Annotated in this window: 13 protein-coding genes; all 13 read right to left on the bottom strand. The window is 61.8% G+C overall.

Translation table 11 applies throughout. The features are described from left to right. Positions 1-169: 169 nt before the first annotated feature. The 13 genes from TMZ1T_RS05515 to TMZ1T_RS21050 all read right to left on the bottom strand — a co-directional run bounded on the left by TMZ1T_RS05515 (position 170) and on the right by TMZ1T_RS21050 (position 16480). Entirely contained in the window at positions 170-2185 is a 2016-nt protein-coding gene (locus TMZ1T_RS05515; RefSeq protein WP_012584874.1) for a polysaccharide biosynthesis protein, read from the bottom strand. A gap of 30 nt (positions 2186-2215) precedes the next feature. Then, entirely contained in the window at positions 2216-3430 is a 1215-nt protein-coding gene (locus TMZ1T_RS05510) for a DegT/DnrJ/EryC1/StrS family aminotransferase (RefSeq protein ID WP_004315162.1), read from the bottom strand. A gap of 313 nt (positions 3431-3743) precedes the next feature. After that, entirely contained in the window at positions 3744-5072 is a 1329-nt protein-coding gene (locus TMZ1T_RS05505) for a hypothetical protein (RefSeq protein WP_012584873.1), read from the bottom strand. Further along, positions 5066-5491, bottom strand: coding sequence for a hypothetical protein (locus TMZ1T_RS05500; RefSeq protein WP_012584872.1), 426 nt, complete (start codon positions 5489-5491; stop codon positions 5066-5068). The genes TMZ1T_RS05505 and TMZ1T_RS05500 overlap by 7 nt, the downstream gene beginning before the upstream one ends. Before the next feature lie 332 nt (positions 5492-5823). Beyond that, complete coding sequence (locus tag TMZ1T_RS05495) at positions 5824-6486, bottom strand: acetyltransferase (protein ID WP_012584871.1); 663 nt, start codon at positions 6484-6486, stop codon at positions 5824-5826. A gap of 78 nt (positions 6487-6564) precedes the next feature. Beyond that, a complete protein-coding gene (locus TMZ1T_RS05490; RefSeq protein ID WP_012584870.1) occupies positions 6565-7170 on the bottom strand; it encodes a sugar transferase in 606 nt (201 codons plus the stop codon). Further along, positions 7167-8384 (bottom strand): glycosyltransferase family 4 protein, encoded by a 1218-nt coding sequence (locus tag TMZ1T_RS05485; protein WP_012584869.1) that lies wholly within the window; start codon positions 8382-8384, stop codon positions 7167-7169. Before TMZ1T_RS05485 ends, TMZ1T_RS05490 begins: the two co-directional genes overlap by 4 nt. Next, positions 8381-10231, bottom strand: coding sequence for a heparinase II/III family protein (locus tag TMZ1T_RS05480; RefSeq protein ID WP_012584868.1), 1851 nt, complete (start codon positions 10229-10231; stop codon positions 8381-8383). The genes TMZ1T_RS05485 and TMZ1T_RS05480 overlap by 4 nt, the downstream gene beginning before the upstream one ends. 60 nt (positions 10232-10291) lie before the next feature. Further along, on the bottom strand, positions 10292-11398 hold the full coding sequence (gene wecB / locus TMZ1T_RS05475) for a non-hydrolyzing UDP-N-acetylglucosamine 2-epimerase (RefSeq protein WP_012584867.1): 1107 nt from the start codon (positions 11396-11398) through the stop codon (positions 10292-10294). Positions 11399-11424: 26 nt separating this feature from the next. After that, positions 11425-12498, bottom strand: a complete 1074-nt coding sequence (locus TMZ1T_RS05470) for a glycosyltransferase (protein ID WP_261789178.1) — start codon at positions 12496-12498, stop codon at positions 11425-11427. A gap of 264 nt (positions 12499-12762) precedes the next feature. Then, the gene (locus tag TMZ1T_RS05465) at positions 12763-14106 is read right to left on the bottom strand and encodes a UDP-glucose dehydrogenase family protein (protein ID WP_012584865.1); all 1344 of its coding nucleotides are present in this window, start codon (positions 14104-14106) and stop codon (positions 12763-12765) included. A gap of 115 nt (positions 14107-14221) precedes the next feature. Further along, the gene (locus TMZ1T_RS20490; protein WP_012584864.1) at positions 14222-15358 is read right to left on the bottom strand and encodes an EpsG family protein; all 1137 of its coding nucleotides are present in this window, start codon (positions 15356-15358) and stop codon (positions 14222-14224) included. Between the two features lie 60 nt (positions 15359-15418). After that, the gene (locus TMZ1T_RS21050; RefSeq protein WP_012584863.1) at positions 15419-16480 is read right to left on the bottom strand and encodes a hypothetical protein; all 1062 of its coding nucleotides are present in this window, start codon (positions 16478-16480) and stop codon (positions 15419-15421) included. Positions 16481-16489 lie beyond the last annotated feature (9 nt).

Here is a 16489-nt window from a genome sequence, read left to right as displayed (position 1 = left end):
CAAAACCATCGGCGCTTGGGGTGGGACGTAGGAGCGACGCAAGTCGCGATCGAGCGGCCCGGGATGCGGCAAACCGGCGGCGTCGGGCACGGAGAGGCTGCTATCGCGACTTGCGTCGCTCCTACGGAACCCGGCAGCGGCCGGGCCGCTATCGCGACTTGCGTCGCTCCTACGGGCGGTCTTCCTCCTGATTGCGCTTCAGGTAGATGAAATCCACCAGGCGCTCGTCGGGCTCGTAGCCGCTCACCAGCAGCTTCAGCACCTCGCGCACCGCGGGGTAGTCGCCGTTCTTGATGGCCTGGATGATGGCGTCCAGACCGAGGGTGAGCTGGCGCCAGGACAGGCGCTCCTCGTTGGCGCGCATGATCATCGAATGCGCGGTGGGCAGCACGTTGTCGCCGATCAGCAGCTCCTCGTACAGCTTCTCGCCCGGGCGCAGGCCGGTGAAGACGATCTCGATGTCGCCCTGCGGGTGCGACTTCGACTTCACCGACAGGCCAGACAGATGCACGATGCGCTCGGCCAGATCCACGATCTTCACCGGCTGGCCCATGTCGAGCACGAACACGTCTCCGCCCTCGCCCATCGAACCCGCCTGGATCACCAGTTGCGCCGCCTCGGGGATGGTCATGAAATAGCGCGTGATGCGCGGGTCGGTCACCGTGATCGGCCCACCGCGGCGGATCTGCTCGCGGAACAGCGGAATCACCGAACCCGACGAGCCCAGCACATTGCCGAAACGCACCATGGTAAAGCGCGTGCGGTTCGGCACCGCCCCCTCCACATCCTCGCGGAACAGCACCGGCGCCGGCTCCACCGACAGCCCCTGCAGCACCAGCTCGGCCAGGCGCTTGGTCGCCCCCATCACATTGGTCGGGCGCACCGCCTTGTCGGTCGAGATCAGCACGAAGTTGCGCACCCCCGCGCGCAACGCCGCCTGCGCCGCGTGCAGCGTGCCCATGGTGTTGTTGAAGAAGCCCTGCGCGATGTTGTGCTCCACGATCGGCACATGCTTGTACGCCGCCGCGTGATACACCGTATCCACCTTCCACGCCGTCAGCGCATCGAACATGCGCCCGCCGTTGCGCACCGAGCCCAGCATCCCCACCAGCTCGATCACCAGCCCGCGCTCCTTGATGTAGCGCTCGAGCTCGGTGTGGATCGAATACAGCGCGTATTCCGAATGCTCGAACAGCACCAGCCCGCGCGGCCGGCAGGTCACGATCTGGCGGCACAGCTCCGAACCGATCGAGCCGCCCGCCCCCGTCACCATCACCACCTGGTCCAGGATGCAGCGCTCGAACAGCGCCTCGTCCGGCTCCACCGGCTCGCGCCCCAGCAGGTCGGCGATGTCCACCTCCTGCAGGTCCTGCACCTTCACCTTGCCATCGACCAGGCTCTTGAAACCCGGCAGCGTGCGCACATGCACCGGATACGGATCGAGCAGATCGAGGATCTCGCGCCGGCGCTGGCGCGACGCCGACGGCACCGCCAGCAGCACCTGCGTCGCCCCCGTCTCCGCCAGCATGCGGCCCATGTCCTCGGGCGCATACACCGGCAGACCATCGACCACCGTGCCCCACAGCGACGCATCGTCATCCACGAAGGCCATCGGCCGCAGCTCGCGCCCGGCGCGCAGCGCGCTCACCAGCTGGTTGCCCGCGCTGCCCGCGCCGTACACCACCACGCGCGGGCGCTCCTGCGCACCCTCGACACGATGCGGCACCCCGCGCACCCCGCGCACCGCCGGCGGCAGCGGCGTCCACTCGCCCAGGAAGACATTGCGCATCACCAGGCGCAGCCCGCCCAGCAGCAGCATCGCCGTCGCCCAATAGATCAGCGGCACCGAGCGCGGCACCGGCGGCTGCTGCACCGGCAGCGCCAGCACCACCAGCCAGAACACCAGCGCCGCCAGCGTCACCGCCTTGCCGATCGTGATCAGCGCGTGCCGCCCCACATAGCGCAGCACCGCCCGATACAGGCCCAGCACCACGAAGAAGGGCAGCGTCAGCACCGGCGCCAGCAGGAACACGCGCAGATGGCCGCCGAAGGGCTCGATCGCGCGCACGTCCTCCAGGCGCAGGTAAAACGCCAGCCACAGCGCCACCCACACCAGCACCACGTCCGCCACCACCTGCAGCGCACGCTTGTAAGGCCGCGGCAACCCCAACAATGAATTACGCATCAGATTCCGCCTTTGGCCCGACCGCCCGCATCAGCGCGCCGCCAGCCCCAGCACCTCGTCCACCACCTTGCAGGTCTGGTCGATCTCCGCCGCCGTCAGCGTCGGATGCACCAGCCACATCAGCGAAGTCTCGCCCAGCGCGCGCGCCACCGGCAGGCGCTCGGCCGGCCGCCAGCCGGTGTCGTCGAAGGCCCTCTCCAGATACACCTCCGAGCACGAGCCCTGGTAGCACGGCACCCCGCGCGCATTGATCTCGGCGGCGATGCGGTCGCGGCTCCAGCCCTCGGCCAGGCGCTCGGGGTTCACATACGCATAGCACTTGTATTGCGCGTGCACACAACCCGACCTTGCCGCGCAACCCGGATCGCATTTTGCCGCATTGCAGCGAAACTCGGGAACCCGCAGCACCGCATGCCGCCGGCACACCGCCAGAATGGCCTCGGCATGGGCCTCGCGCGCCGCCGTCCACGCCGCCATGCGGCGCAACTGGATGCGCCCCACCGCCGCCTGCATCTCGAGCATGCGCCAGTTGGTGCCGAAGCCCTCGTGCAGCCAGCGGAAGCCCGGCGGATGCTCGCGCTCGTACACCGCCGCGTAGCTCTTGCCGTGGTCCTTGAACGACCACATGTCGCGCCACAGCGCCTCGTCGTTGGTCGTCACCATGCCGCCCTCGCCGCCGGTCGTCATGATCTTGTCCTGGCAGAAGGACCACGCCCCCACGTGCCCGATCGAGCCCACGCTGCGCCCCTTGTAGCGCGCCCCATGCGCCTGCGCGCAGTCCTCGATCACCTTCAGCCCATGCTGTTCGGCCAGCGCCATGATCGGATCCATGTCGCACGGCCACCCCGCCAGATGCACGCAGATCACCGCCCGCGTGCGCGGCGTCAGCACGCGCGCGATGGTCTCGGCCGACAGGTTGCCGCTGTCGGGGTCCACGTCCGCAAACACCGGCGTCGCCCCCGCATTCACCACGCACGACACGCTCGCGATGAAGGTGCGCGGCGTCACCACCACCTCGTCGCCCGGGCCGATGCCCAGCGCGTGCAGCGCCACGTCCAGCGCCAGCGTGCCGTTGGCCAGCGCCACCGCGTAGCGCGTGCCCGCCCAGGCGGCGTATTCCTTCTCGAACGCGCGGCACTCGGTACCGGTCCAGTAATTCACCTTGTTCGACAGCAGCACATCGCGCACCGCGTCGGCCTCTTCGGTCGTGAAGGAAGGCCAGGGGCTAAAAGGAGTGTTCAGCATCGAAAAATCGCCCGTAGTCAAAAATCCGCGCCCGCCCGTACCGCGACATCACCGTCGCGCACGACCAGGCAAAAAAGTCCACCGCATCGCCGCCCACGTGTAGGAGCGACGCAAGTCGCGATTACGGCGGCTCCGAGCGCTGTGGGAGCGACGCAAGTCGCGATTACGGCCGTCCCCAACCGCCGTCGCCCATTCCCACCGCCCAGATCGCGACTTGCGTCGCTCCTACAAAACCTTGCGGCGTCGCCGATCCGCTGCATCGCGACTTGCGTCGCTCCTACAAAACCCATCGGGCCGGAACCACACCGACCCATCACGCCGCAATCGAAAACTCCTCCGACTCCAGCTCGTCGCGGTCCAGAATCCGATGGTTCACCAGCTGCGTCCGGATCGTCAGCTCCGACACCTTGAAATGCTCAGCCACCTCTTGCTGGCTCTCGGCCGAAAAATCTCCGTCGAGCATGCCCCACACCTGCGCGAAGGGGCTCAGCAACTCGGCGGCGAATGCGCGCTGGGCCTTTTGCCGGTAGGTCGTGGAACGGGTCGCCGGATGCAGCGACTCCGCGACATCCCCGAGCAAGCGATCGCCCAGCAAGCGCGCAAGCTCAAAGCGGCGGCCCGCCGGCACACGCGAGCGCAACAACACACGATCCGCCTCGCCCGCCTGCCGCAACGCAAACGAAATGCCCACCGCCTCACCGCCCGCGGGGCGTTTCAACGCAGCGGGCGTCACCCCCAGCAACGCAGCCAGCGCCACATCGTCGATCGCGCCCTCTCCCAGCGCCTCCTGCGCGCGCAGCGCCTTCGCCGCGTCCGCGCCAAGCTGCCAGGCCGCCAACTGTCCGCGCGGCGCCACCGTCGCAGGCGCCGCCAGCCGCACGGCGTCGTCGAACGAGGCCGCAAACCCGCTGCGCACGGCAAGGCCCGCCAGTTCGTCCGCAGACAACACCCGCCGCCGCTCGGCCGCGCCACCCGCATCGGCGGCCAGCTCTTCCACCGCGCCCTGGCCCAAGCGCACCGCATCCGCCAGCACGCGCTCGACAAGCTCCGGATCCGATTCATCCGGATCCACCCCCATCAGCGCCTCGAGCTTGCGCCGCCGCCCCAGCGTCGCGTCGCCGCGCTCCGCCTGCACATCGTGCCACACGCGGCTCAGGTTCGATTCGCGCACCCCCATGGCCTCGAGGCGCTCCAGCACCTGCGCCACAAAAACCTCCACGCCCCGCTCGAAGTCGAGCGCAGAAATCACCGGCGCCACCTGGTTGATGTAGCGAAACGGCGTCTGTGGCCGCTCCGCCGTGGCCCGCGACAGCAGCACCGTGCGCTCGCCGTCCGAAAAAATCGTAATGTCCGGCCAGATGTAGCCGCCCCCGATGCTCGCCATCCTGTGCGAAAAATCCCACCCTTCGGCCATCGAGCGCGGCTCCCAACGCAGCCGCCACCAATTCCACGCCAGCCACTCGGCCAAATCGTAGGCCGACAGGTACGGCGCCTGGCGCAGCCGATTCACGATCGCGTCATGCCCCTCGGTCAACCAGATCGAATGTGCGCGAATCCCCACCGCCGCAAAGCAGGCACGCTCCTCGTCGCTGCCCGTATCGAGCGCCTCCCAGCCAGCAGTGATCTCCCAAGTCCCTAGCATCGGGCCTCCCATGCGGCCTTCACCTCGTCGCACATACGGTCTTCCTTTTCGAGCGGATAGCCGTGGTACTGCCCCGGCGTATTCGGATGCGTCTTCGCCTCGTACACCGTGCCATCGGCCGACACGCTCCAGATGTACTTCGGAAACCCATCCTGTACATAGGTGCTGAACATCGCCCGCAGCACGCCTTGCCGCAACAATTCCGTCGCCTCGGCAAGCGGCAAGGGACGCAGCGCATCACAAACCGACGAAGTCGGCCGCGGGTTTGTCCGCCCAAGTCCATAGTTCGCCGGGTAGATCTTGTGGTGGCCGCTACCCACGTAGCGCACATGGGCGAGCAGCAACTCGCGGGCGGCCATGTCCGGCAACGCGTCCTTGACGATCCGTCGCTTCGGGTTGTTGCCGGTTCGGTTCCTCATTACGCCCCCGATCACTCGCGACTGGCGTCGCTCCTACAAAACCTTGCGGCGCGTGCGATTAGCCACTGTGGGAGCGACGCAAGTCGCGATTGCAGCCGTCCCCAACCGCCGCCGCCCATTCCCACCGCCAAAATCGCGACTTGCGTCGCTCCTACAAAACCTTGCGGCGCAGCCGATCCGCTGCATCGCGACTTGCGTCGCTCCTACAAAACCTAGCGGCGCGTGCGATTTGCCACTGTGGGAGCGACGCAAGTCGCGATTGCAGCCGTCCCCAACCGCCGCCGCCCATTCCTGGCGCCCTATTCGCGACTTGCGTCGCTCCTACAGGAACCTCAGACCGCCTTTTCCATCACCCGCGCGGGGTTGCCGACCACCGTGGCGCCGGCGGGCACGCTCTTCGTCACCACCGCGCCCATGCCCACCACCGCGCCGCGGCCGATCACCAGGGGCTGGCCGGGCTTGCCCTGCTTGATCACCGCGCCGGTGCCGATGTAGGCATGGTCCTCGATGATGATGTTGCCATTGCACTTCACGCCAGGCGCAAAAGTCACGAAGTCGCCGATCACGCAGTCATGCGCGACATAGCTGTACAGGTTGGCGTGGAAGTGCCGGCCGATGCGGATGTTCGAGGTGATGGTCACGAAGGGGCTCAACACCGCGCCATCGCCGATCTCCACCGCATCCATCACCACCACATTACCCGCCACCACCGTCCACGCACGCACGCCATCCGCCGCGCAGCGCGCTGCCAGGTGCTCGCGCACCGGGCTGTTGGCGATCGCCAGCACCACATGGCGCGCGCTCGCCGGCTCGGCCACAAAATCGGCATACGACAGCACCCGCTGCCCGTTCACCGTGCTGCCCACCGCAGCATCGTCGACGAACATCAGCCGCTCCGGCGCCACGCCCTGCCGGCGCAGTTGCTCGCGCGCCAGCGGCATGACTTCACGTCCGTATCCGCTCGCGCCATACACCGCAAAAAGAGGTGAATTCACTGCACACCCTCCAACACGTTTCGCTGCTTCATCCTGTCCCGGGACACGGGACAGGACCTCGAGTACCGCCCGGGAAACTCAGACGCCCTTGTCGCCGGACCCGGTGAACTTCGCCGCCGTCACCTCCCCCGCCGCGCTGATCCCCTCGCGCACGAACACCTTCTTCACCGTCAGCGCCAGGATCTTCAGGTCCAGCCAGAACGACTGGTTGTCCACGTACCACACGTCCAGGCGAAACTTCTCTTCCCAGCTCAACGCATTGCGCCCGTTGATCTGCGCCCAGCCCGTCACCCCCGGGCGCACCTCGTGGCGGCGCGCCTGCTCGGGCGAATACAGCGGCAGGTATTCCATCAGCAGCGGCCGCGGCCCCACCAGGCTCATGTCGCCCTTGAGCACGTTCCACAGTTCGGGCAGCTCGTCCAGGCTTGCCGAACGCAGAAAGCTGCCGAAGGGCGTCATGCGCTCGGAATCGGGCAGCGGCTGGCCGTCCGGGCCGATGGCGTCGCGCATGGTGCGGAACTTGACCATCTGGAAGGGCTGGCCGTGCAGGCCGGGGCGGGTCTGCCGGAAGAGGACGGGCGAACCAAGCTTCTTGCGGATCTGCCAGGCGAGCAACGCAATTACCGGCGCCAGCAACAGCAGGCCGATCGCCGAGGCGACGATGTCGAAGGCCCGCTTGATCATCGCCGCGCGCCCTCCAGCCAATCCACCCAGCGGTCGGCCAGCTTCTGGCGGTCGAACTCGCGGATCGCCAGTTCCTTGCCGCGCTGACCCATTTCCTTCAGCGCCCCGCGGTCGTCGGCCGCCTTCTCCAGCGCATCGGCAAAGGCGTTGGGGTTGTCCGGCGGCACGGCGAAGCCGCAGCGGTGCTCCTCGATCATCCCGGCCAGCCAGCCCGGATAGTTGTTCAGCACCGGCAGCCCGGCAGCGATGTAGTCGAAGAACTTGTTGGGCGAGGTGCCGTAGTAGAAGGCCGGCACGTTCGCCAGGATCTGCATGCCCACGTCGGTGCCTGCCATCAGCCCGGCCAGCCTGGCCTTGTTCACCGGGTCATGGAACACCACGTTCCACAGCCCTTCGCGCTCGGCACGCGCCTGCAGCGCGGGCTTGAGCTTGCCCTGCCCTATGAGCAGGATCTTGATGTCGTCGCGCCCGCGGCGCTTGAGCACCGCCGCCGCATCCAGCACCGCATCCAGCCCGTTGGCCATGCCGTGCGTGCCGGTGAAGGCCGCCAGCAGGTCGGTCGGCTTGACCGCCTCCGGCCGCCACGGCACAACCTCGCCGCCGAAGATCTCCAGGTCGCAGCCGTTGGGCACCAGCGTGATGCGCTCACGCGGCACACCGCGGCGGGCGATGCCCTCCACGATGCCGGGCGACAACCCGACCAGGCGGTGCGCCGAACGGTAGCTCGCCCACTCCAAGAAGGACATTGCGCCCAGCACCAGCGGGTTGCGGATCACGCCCATCGCCTTGGGCAGCTCCGGCCACAGGTCGCGCACCTCGAACACGAAGGGCTTGCCGCGCAGCCAGCGCGCAAAGATGCCGGGGATGCCGGCGGTCAGCGGCGTGGTGGTGGCAAAGACCACGTCGTAGCGCTCGGTCAGCGCCAACTTCACGCTGCGCAGGGCGAACTTCACGAAGGTCATCGCCCGCTTCACGAAGCCATCGGCGTTGGAATACGCCAGGTCGAACTCGACGATGTCGATTCCATCGACGTTGCCGCGCCGCACGCCCTTGGCGAACGGCGCCGACAGCCCGGTCTCGCCGAGGCCGTAGCTGCCGCACACCATGGTCACCTGATGCCCGCGCGCGACCAGGCGGCGCGCCATTTCATAGGACCGGATACCCGCGGCGCCCTTGGGGGTGGAGAAATGCTGATGGAAGTAAAGAACTCTCATGGTGCCCAGCGATATTCGCTCATCAATGTACCGGGCTGATCGACTTCGATCTCCAGCACCGGTAGTTCGGTTTTCTCGAGGTAGTAGCGCGACTCCCAGCCGGTCGTCAGCTCGAAGCGGACCAGCGGCACGTCGGCCTGCACGCGCAGCGTATGCGCGCCGTTGCGCACGCAATGGCCCTCCACCTGCCACTCGCCCGGCTCAAGCCGCCAGCGCAGCACGGCCTTGCGCGCAAAGCCTTCGATGCGGTCCTGCACATGCAAGGCATCGCCTGCCAACGCGACCCGGCGACGGTGATAGGCGCCCTGGCGGTCGCGGTAAGCCGCGCCATAGGTCAGCGCATCGGCAGCCTCCCTGCGCCCTTCGTGCTCGATCGTCCGCAGCCAGTCGCCGAACAAGAAGCGGCTCAAGCGCGGCATCTGGTCGCGATCGTCAAACTGCACCGTGTTGTGGCTTTCTGTCCCGCCGAAGTAGTTCAACCACTTCGGCTCGGTGTTGTAGCTGTAGCTGCCACCGTCGCGCAGAAGGTTGCGCCCACCCACCCACAGGTCGAGGTGAAGCGCATCCGCCTGGCTGGGCCGGAAGCGGAACAGCGGATAACGCAGCACCGCGAGCACATCGCCACGGCGCAACACTCCGAAACCGCCGTCGTCGAAAAGCTCCAGCCAGCCGGGCGTAAAGACGCGCTCCGGCACGTCCACCCCGAGCCAGCGCAGCGGCTGGTTCCAGGCGCCGTCCTCGGCGTAGGCGCGCATGCCCCAGAACAGCGCCGCAGCAAGCTGCACGCTCGGCCGAAAATCGCGGTAGTCGGTATCCGTCAGTTGCAGCAGGCGGGCACCGTCGTTGGCCCCCAGGTTGGGCGCATCGCCGTTCTCGGGGCGGGTCATCACATACAGCCAGCGCGTCGCCGCCTGCATGAACACCGCCATCTGCCCCGAAAACGCCGTCAGGGCCAGGCGCCTGCGCCACACCTCCACCATGCAATAGGTGTCGAGCATCACCCGGTGGTAGGTCACCGAATACTGGCTGAAGGTGCCATCCAGCGAAATTAGCCGTGCAGCCCGGTTCTCCAGCCATTTGCGCCCCAGCGCCGCCCAGCGCGCACCACCCGCCACGCCCTTGCGCGACAGCCAGCTCCCGCCGATGAACAGCGCCGCCGCCTCGGACGTGCCGTGGTTGTTGTCCTGCGCCATCGCATAGCGCAGCGTCGGCGCGATCCTCTGCAGGTGCAGGCGCACCAGCTCCAGCAGCGCCGGGCTGGCCGTATCGACCTGCCCCAGCATCACCGCCGCCATGGCGAGATGCATCACCCGCATCGACGCTTCCTGCCCGCACTTCCAGTTCGGCCCGCAGTAGGGCGGATTGCGTGCGCTCCAGTCGGCAAGCCAGCGCTCAAGACGCTCGTAAGAGGCCGCGTCGCCCTTGCGCGCACGCTGCGCGAAGGCCAGCACCCAGTCGAAACGCGACGCCTCCCAGATCTGCTTGATGTCGCCCACTGCCGGATCGAAGTCCGGGATCCGCCACCACTCCCGATCGGGTTCGGCAATCTGCTTACCTGTAAGCAGATTGCTGTGCCAGTCGGGCGGCTCGTCCGTCACCGCGATCGGCCAATGGCTGAACAGCCGCGCGCTCGTCTGCCACGCCTGCGACGCCACGAGCAAGCGCTCGGGCTTCGGAGGGCGTGCAGCGCACGCGGGCATGGCAAAGAACGGTCCCGCCGGCGCAGCCCCGCGCAGGCGGCGCACCGGGTTGAGCCCCGTCTTCACCCCCAGGCGATACGACAGCGCCCGCACCAGGTTCGGCACACCGAGCGCCAGCGCCGTCCGCGCCTTGATTGCGACACTCATCGCATCAACGTCCCTTAGCCGAAAACGGCAGCGCCAGCAAACCTCCTCGCCCGCGGGTCCTCATGCGACAAGCAGCCTTTCAAGCTCGGCGACGATGCGCTCGCCCGTCTTGCCATCCCACAGCGGCGGAATGCCGCCCTTCTTCCACTGCCCGGCAAACAGTTTCTCCAATGCCGGCGCCAGCGCATCGGGGTTGGTGCCGATCAGCTCGTTGGTGCCGGTCGTCACCGTTTCCGGGCGCTCGGTGTTGTCGCGCAAGGTCATGCAGGGCACGCCCATCACCGTCGTCTCTTCGGTGATGCCGCCCGAATCGGTGATCACCGCCTTGGCGTTCTTCACCAGATAGTTGAATTCAAGATAAGGCTGCGGATCGACCAGGCGGAAATTGGCCGGAACCTCATTCAAATCCCGCAGCGTCTTTGCCGTACGCGGATGAACCGGGAACACCACCGGCAAGCCGCGCGTACCTTCGCCGATCGCCGCCAGCAGGCGGGCGAAACCATGGCCCTTATCCACGTTGGCCGGCCGATGCAGCGTCACAACGAAATACTCGCCCGCCTTCAGACCAAGCTCGTCCCAGAACTCCGGCTTCTGCAGGCGCGGCAGATTTACCAGCAGCGTGTCGATCATGGTGTTGCCGACGAAGAAGATCCGATCGTCGCTCACCCCGGTGCGGCGCAGGTTTTCATTCGCCACCTCGCTGGTCGTGAAAAACCAGTTGGTGATCGAATCCGTCACCATGCGGTTGATCTCTTCCGGCATCGTCCAGTCGCCCGAACGGATACCCGCCTCCACGTGCGCCACCGGAATGCGCAGCTTCTGCGCGGCGATCGCGCACGCCATGGTCGACGTGACGTCGCCCACCACCAGGCAAAGATTGCTGGGCTTCTCCAGCAGCAGCGCCTCGTAACGCGACATGATCGCGCCGGTCTGCTCCGCTTGAGTGCCCGAACCCACCTCCAGGTTCACATCGGGCTCGGGAATGCCGAGTTGACGGAAAAACTCGCCCGACATGCGCGGATCGTAATGCTGGCCGGTGTGGATCAGGCGAAACCGCAGCGCACCACCCGCTGCCTTGCGGGCCTCGAACGCACGAATAATCGGCGCGATCTTCATAAAATTGGGGCGCGCGCCTGCAATAATGTCGACCAGATACTCAGCAGCCATTTCCCTAACCCCCACAAGCTAAAAAATCAGTGTTTGAATCGTGCGTACGAGTCGCGCAACAGTTTGTCGAAACGTTCGGCGAACTGGCTCATCTGCAAATTCGCCCGATAAAACTCGTATGAATTGTTGCCTAGGCGGACCCTCACGGCAGGATCCCCCCCGACTTTCAACAGCGCCGCGAGCAACTCGTCCTCCGTTTCGAATAGGAATCCATTCTCGCCATCCTCAATCGAGAGGTATTCACCGCCACTAACCGGATTCTTGTGTGTGATGAACGGAACGCCGAACGAAAAGCTCTCAGCGACGCTAAGCCCCGCCTGCAATGGAGAAACCGTCACCGCAGCTTTTTCGAAGAAAACCTTTTTCGCTTCCGCATCGGTAACTGCGCCCTCGAATCGCACAGAGTCCCCAATACCCAAGCTCTTCGCCAAGGCTTCGAGCTCCTTGCGCTGCGGGCCATCTCCGACGACGCGCAGCGAGCGCACTGCCGACCCTGCTGGCAAAGCCTTCAGGTAGCGAGCGAAGACGTTTAACAGCAAAGGCAGACCCTTTCGCGCATCCAGGGTGCCAATGAACAAGATGCTGTCCTTTTCGCCCGCCGAAGTGTTCTCTGCCGTGGGCGATTCGACCGAGTTACCGACCACCACTGCCTTGTCGAGCGCCTTTTGCGGATAAAAGGACAAGGGATACGCAGAGTAAAAGCCAATACCGTCAGCAAAGCTGCTACAGAAGCCGCGCACCCATGAGATCAGATTCTTCTTACGCGCCAAACCACCAGACGACGAAACCCCAATACCCCAAAAAACAAATGCAAACCTGCGCCAGAATCTGAACGGCAGCAACCAATACTGGATCAAGCGGAGGTTCTGCATGACCACCAGGACGTCGATATCCGACGACAGGTCGTCCGTAACCAAATCGAACGGGCCGAACTTTCTATATTCCACGACGCGCTGCTTGAAACGCCAGTCTCCACTCAATTCAGGGCCGCGATGCACCACCTCGATATCGTGCCACTCGGCTAGTCGCTCGAATAGCGGCGCACGATAATGCATCAGACGGTGATCGAGTACGAAGCAAATGCGCAAAAATGCAGCCACCGAAGACCTCATATAACAACATTAGCTGCCGCTCTTTAAACAGCATTTACCTAAAATCATCCACGCTGAGCCCCTAAAACGCCCATCAAATTGCCGTCGGCGCATCACCTCAGTCAAGGAAGCCACAAGCACTAAGACCATTTACCCCACTAGTTCCCTAAATCCACTATTCAAAACATGGGCCCCTGCAAAACAAGATTGCCAGAACCCATACACGGCGACTCATCTCTTCAGATCGTGATGCCGACTCAGAACAAGCACTATCTAAGCAACCAAACTCGACGGCCGCCCAACACTATCGTAAACCCAGCCCATCTCGCGCAACCGCTCAGGGTGATAAAGATTCCGACCATCTATAATCACGCGCGCCCGCATACGAGACTGCATCTCGTCGAAATCGGGGGCCCGAAACGCCTGCCACTCGGTGCAAATACACAGTGCGTCCACCCCATCAAGGCAACTATATTTATCGCTCGCGAGAAAAAAAGCTTCGCGACTTCTATAGAGCCGACGAGCCTCCTCCATCGCAACCGGATCAAACGCTCTCACCTCGGCACCTACGGCCCAAAGCGATTCTAAAAGCGTCCTGCTCGGAGCTTCCCGCATATCGTCCGTATTCGGCTTAAACGAAAGCCCCCAAACCGCAATCACCTTTCCGCCAAGTGCCCGCGCACCACCGAACCGGCTTGCCAGTTTGTCGAAAAGAACGTTCTTCTGACGATTATTAACCGCCTCCACAGCCTTAACCAGTTCCGCCTCATACCCAACGTCATCCGCAATTCGAGCAAGAGCCTGTACGTCCTTCGGAAAACAGCTACCCCCATACCCACAACCTGGATAAATAAAATGATAGCCTATGCGTGGATCGGCGCCAATGCCCTTACGGACCTCCTCGATATCAGCGCCAAGTCGTTCCGACAGGTTTGCCAGCTCGTTCATGAAACTAATCTTCGTAGCAAGCATAGCATTCGCCGCATACTTCGTTAGCTCCGCGCTGCGAACATCCATAAACATGGTTCGCTCATGACTCCTATTAAAAGGCTCATAGAGTTCCCGCATGACTTTACGAGCATTTTCCGAGCCAGCCCCAATAATTATACGATCCGGCTTCAAAAAATCCCCAACTGCGGCCCCTTCCTTTAGAAACTCGGGATTAGACACAACGTCGAACGTCAGCGCCACACCTCTCTCTCGGAGAATCCCTTCAATTCTCTGCCGTACCTTGTCAGCCGTTCCTACTGGCACAGTCGATTTATTGACGACCACTTTGAACGTATTCATCTCACGGGCAATACTCTCCGCCACCGAAAGTACATACTGTAAGTCCGCCGACCCATCTTCATCAGGTGGAGTACCCACAGCAATAAACTGGATATCCGCATGCGCTACACCGCGAGCGATGTCAGTGGTGAACTCCAAGCGGCCTTCAGCAACGTTTCGAGAAACGATCGCCTCCAGGCCTGGCTCCCAGATTGGCAGCTCACCACGATTAAGACGATCAATCTTGGCCGCGTCGATATCCAAACATACCACCTTATGACCGACCTCAGCCAAACATGCGCCAGTAACAAGGCCGACATAACCAGTCCCAAAAATCGAAAGCCTCATCCTTAATCCCCAATAGCAAAAATTTTTGAACTTCGCAACAACCACCACCACAGCGCCAAAACCAATGAAGCGAGGCAACTCGCACCGCCGAACCCGACAAGCGCAGCTTCTAGCACTACAGCCCAAGGACAAGAGATTTATAGGGGACCGCCGAATGCGTTCCCATAACGAGAAGAGCAACGAAAGAAAACAGGTAAATAAAGCCTGCAAACTTTCGATAAGCGATCGCTCTGGATGCCCCCAACCTACCGACTGTTGCACAAGAAACAAAGAGCACAGACACGAGCCCCAAATAAATCGCTATCCGAAAGACCCCATATACCCCGCTAAAAAGCGCAGCAACTAATAGATAAAAAACGGTCAAGTTCATTAGACAATTCAGCTTATCGTCACGCTCTTTCGATAACCCAAACAAGAAAACCAGCGCAGCAGCCGGTAGAAACTGCAAGATCCTAAATAATCCAGTCCCCTGAACCTCAGTTTCTGCCTGCCTCTCCAAGATCGACAAATACGTTTCTGGCGCCAGTTGCGGCAAAACCTGCAACACGGCGGCGCGCAACCCATCCCCAAAGAAGGGAAAAACAAACGAAACCACAACCGCAACACAGAGCAATTTGCTTGAAAAATGCAAACGAGCGATTAAACCCAATGGAATCAGGACTATCGCAGTATAGTGAAAAAGCGTAGCAAACGCGATTGCAGCAAAATAAGAAACTAGCTTACGCTCCCAAAGAAACCTGATCGACCAAAAAACAATTGACGCTGCAATTGCTTGACGGACATGATTAGTATGCCAAAAAACAAAGCCCAACCCAAATAAAGCAACGATAGCAATCAGCTGATCTTCAGAGTCTCGGGCCATTGCATAAAACAGAAATCCATATGTAAGCAAGGCTGACGCAAGAAAAATCGCGTAATAATCGAAACCAAGCCTGTTCAAAATAATATTTAGCGCCACGAAGCCGGGCTCAAACCCTTGGAAAAATCGAAACGTTAAGTCCGAAAATTCAAGATAGTATAAACTCTCGTAGATCGAAACATAACCATACCAGTCTGTACCAACCTCAAACCGCAGCCCAATAACTATCGTCAGAACGAGCGTCTGAATTGGCCAAACAAGCGACATCTTCCGAAGCCAGCACCCGTCAAAAGCACCTTGATAACGACCTAGGCCCTGATCTGGCGCTGAAAGCCTGTATGTAGCCGCAAACGTGAGCGAGAAGACAAACAAAAAGCAGGACACATATACCATGTGGCTCTACTACCTATTCTTAATTTATTTCGATTAACCATCCGAGCGACTCTTGCAAGCCTAAGACCCAAAAAGCGCCCGCGCACCACGCGTCCAAGTGTGCGTCTCAAGAAAGTGCTCACAAGGTTCGGAAGACCAACAATCCAGCCTTTGTTGCACATCCGTACAGCTAAGCTTATCGAACGCAACAGCATATCCAATTTTATAGTGCTCTACGTACTTCCCCATGAACGTGCCGGCCTCGCAAAAAAGGGGAACTCTAGCGGTTGCACTGTTAAATGCCGTTAATGAAACCGACAAATCATCAAGCGGCTTCCAAATAAAATCAAAGAGTTCGCCCCATGTGCTCGCAGGAACATCAAGCGCCACTCCGACGAAAAGAATATTTGGACAAGACTGCAGTTGAACGAGCAACTGCGGAGCGTTCTTCGCAAGCCAAGCATTGATTGGCCCTACGATCACAAAATATAATGATCCATCACCAGCAACGGCTTCCTGCGCGAGCTCCAGGGCTTTGCGAAGCCCCACCAACTTCTTCTCTTCAAGCGTGCCGATCCAGAGACCTACTCGCGCCTCTCGATCCTCGCGCTTCTTGTTGAGAACCCAATTATTAATCGCCTGAATTTCGCTTAGCTTTGAAGAATCGTTGTTATCTAAAGCACTTTCAAGTCCAAACGTAATCACACGCAAACGATGCACACAAACATCTAGCAGCTTTTCTGCGGGCTGCAGCAACAACTCGTCCGTAACGAAAATTTTTTGGGCTACTTTTTTTAACACCGTCCTCCGCAGAGCAACCAAACCAGGATGAAACTCATTAGTCTCTTTATCTACGTTATGACAAATCCAATACACATCCTTCTGAAACGTTATTGCAAGGACCACTGTCAAAAAGTCAGTAAAAAGCCGAACCAGTGACTTTAAGTAGCTCGGATAGTCGTTTAAATACCGAAAGCAAACACCCGAAAACTTTCTATCCTGCAGGATTAATTTCAAAAAATGGAACGGCAGTCCCATCGGGCTCCCCGGACACGGGTACAGTTCACCCAAACCAAGCCGCTCAGCCTCTTTGGCCCATAAGCGTGCTTTTATATCGTCTTTTTGAATCAGTATTTTCTTCATAGCGCTCTT

Source organism: Thauera aminoaromatica (assembly GCF_000021765.1).
Classification (GTDB): domain Bacteria; phylum Pseudomonadota; class Gammaproteobacteria; order Burkholderiales; family Rhodocyclaceae; genus Thauera; species Thauera aminoaromatica.
Note: the sequence above shows the minus strand (reverse complement) of the source record. Positions and strands in the feature narration are given on the sequence as shown.

Bases quoted from the DNA above. Each gene is read 5' to 3' on its own strand.
- TMZ1T_RS05515 (WP_012584874.1), bottom strand. From the start codon at position 2,185: ATGCGTAATTCATTGTTGGGGTTGCCGCGGCCTTACAAGCGTGCGCTG.
- TMZ1T_RS05510 (WP_004315162.1), bottom strand. From the start codon at position 3,430: ATGCTGAACACTCCTTTTAGCCCCTGGCCTTCCTTCACGACCGAAGAG.
- TMZ1T_RS05505 (WP_012584873.1), bottom strand. From the start codon at position 5,072: ATGCTAGGGACTTGGGAGATCACTGCTGGCTGGGAGGCGCTCGATACG.
- TMZ1T_RS05500 (WP_012584872.1), bottom strand. From the start codon at position 5,491: ATGAGGAACCGAACCGGCAACAACCCGAAGCGACGGATCGTCAAGGAC.
- TMZ1T_RS05490 (WP_012584870.1), bottom strand. From the start codon at position 7,170: ATGATCAAGCGGGCCTTCGACATCGTCGCCTCGGCGATCGGCCTGCTG.
- TMZ1T_RS05485 (WP_012584869.1), bottom strand. From the start codon at position 8,384: ATGAGAGTTCTTTACTTCCATCAGCATTTCTCCACCCCCAAGGGCGCC.
- TMZ1T_RS05480 (WP_012584868.1), bottom strand. From the start codon at position 10,231: ATGAGTGTCGCAATCAAGGCGCGGACGGCGCTGGCGCTCGGTGTGCCG.
- wecB (WP_012584867.1), bottom strand. From the start codon at position 11,398: ATGGCTGCTGAGTATCTGGTCGACATTATTGCAGGCGCGCGCCCCAAT.
- TMZ1T_RS05465 (WP_012584865.1), bottom strand. From the start codon at position 14,106: ATGAGGCTTTCGATTTTTGGGACTGGTTATGTCGGCCTTGTTACTGGC.
- TMZ1T_RS20490 (WP_012584864.1), bottom strand. From the start codon at position 15,358: ATGGTATATGTGTCCTGCTTTTTGTTTGTCTTCTCGCTCACGTTTGCG.
- TMZ1T_RS21050 (WP_012584863.1), bottom strand. From the start codon at position 16,480: ATGAAGAAAATACTGATTCAAAAAGACGATATAAAAGCACGCTTATGG.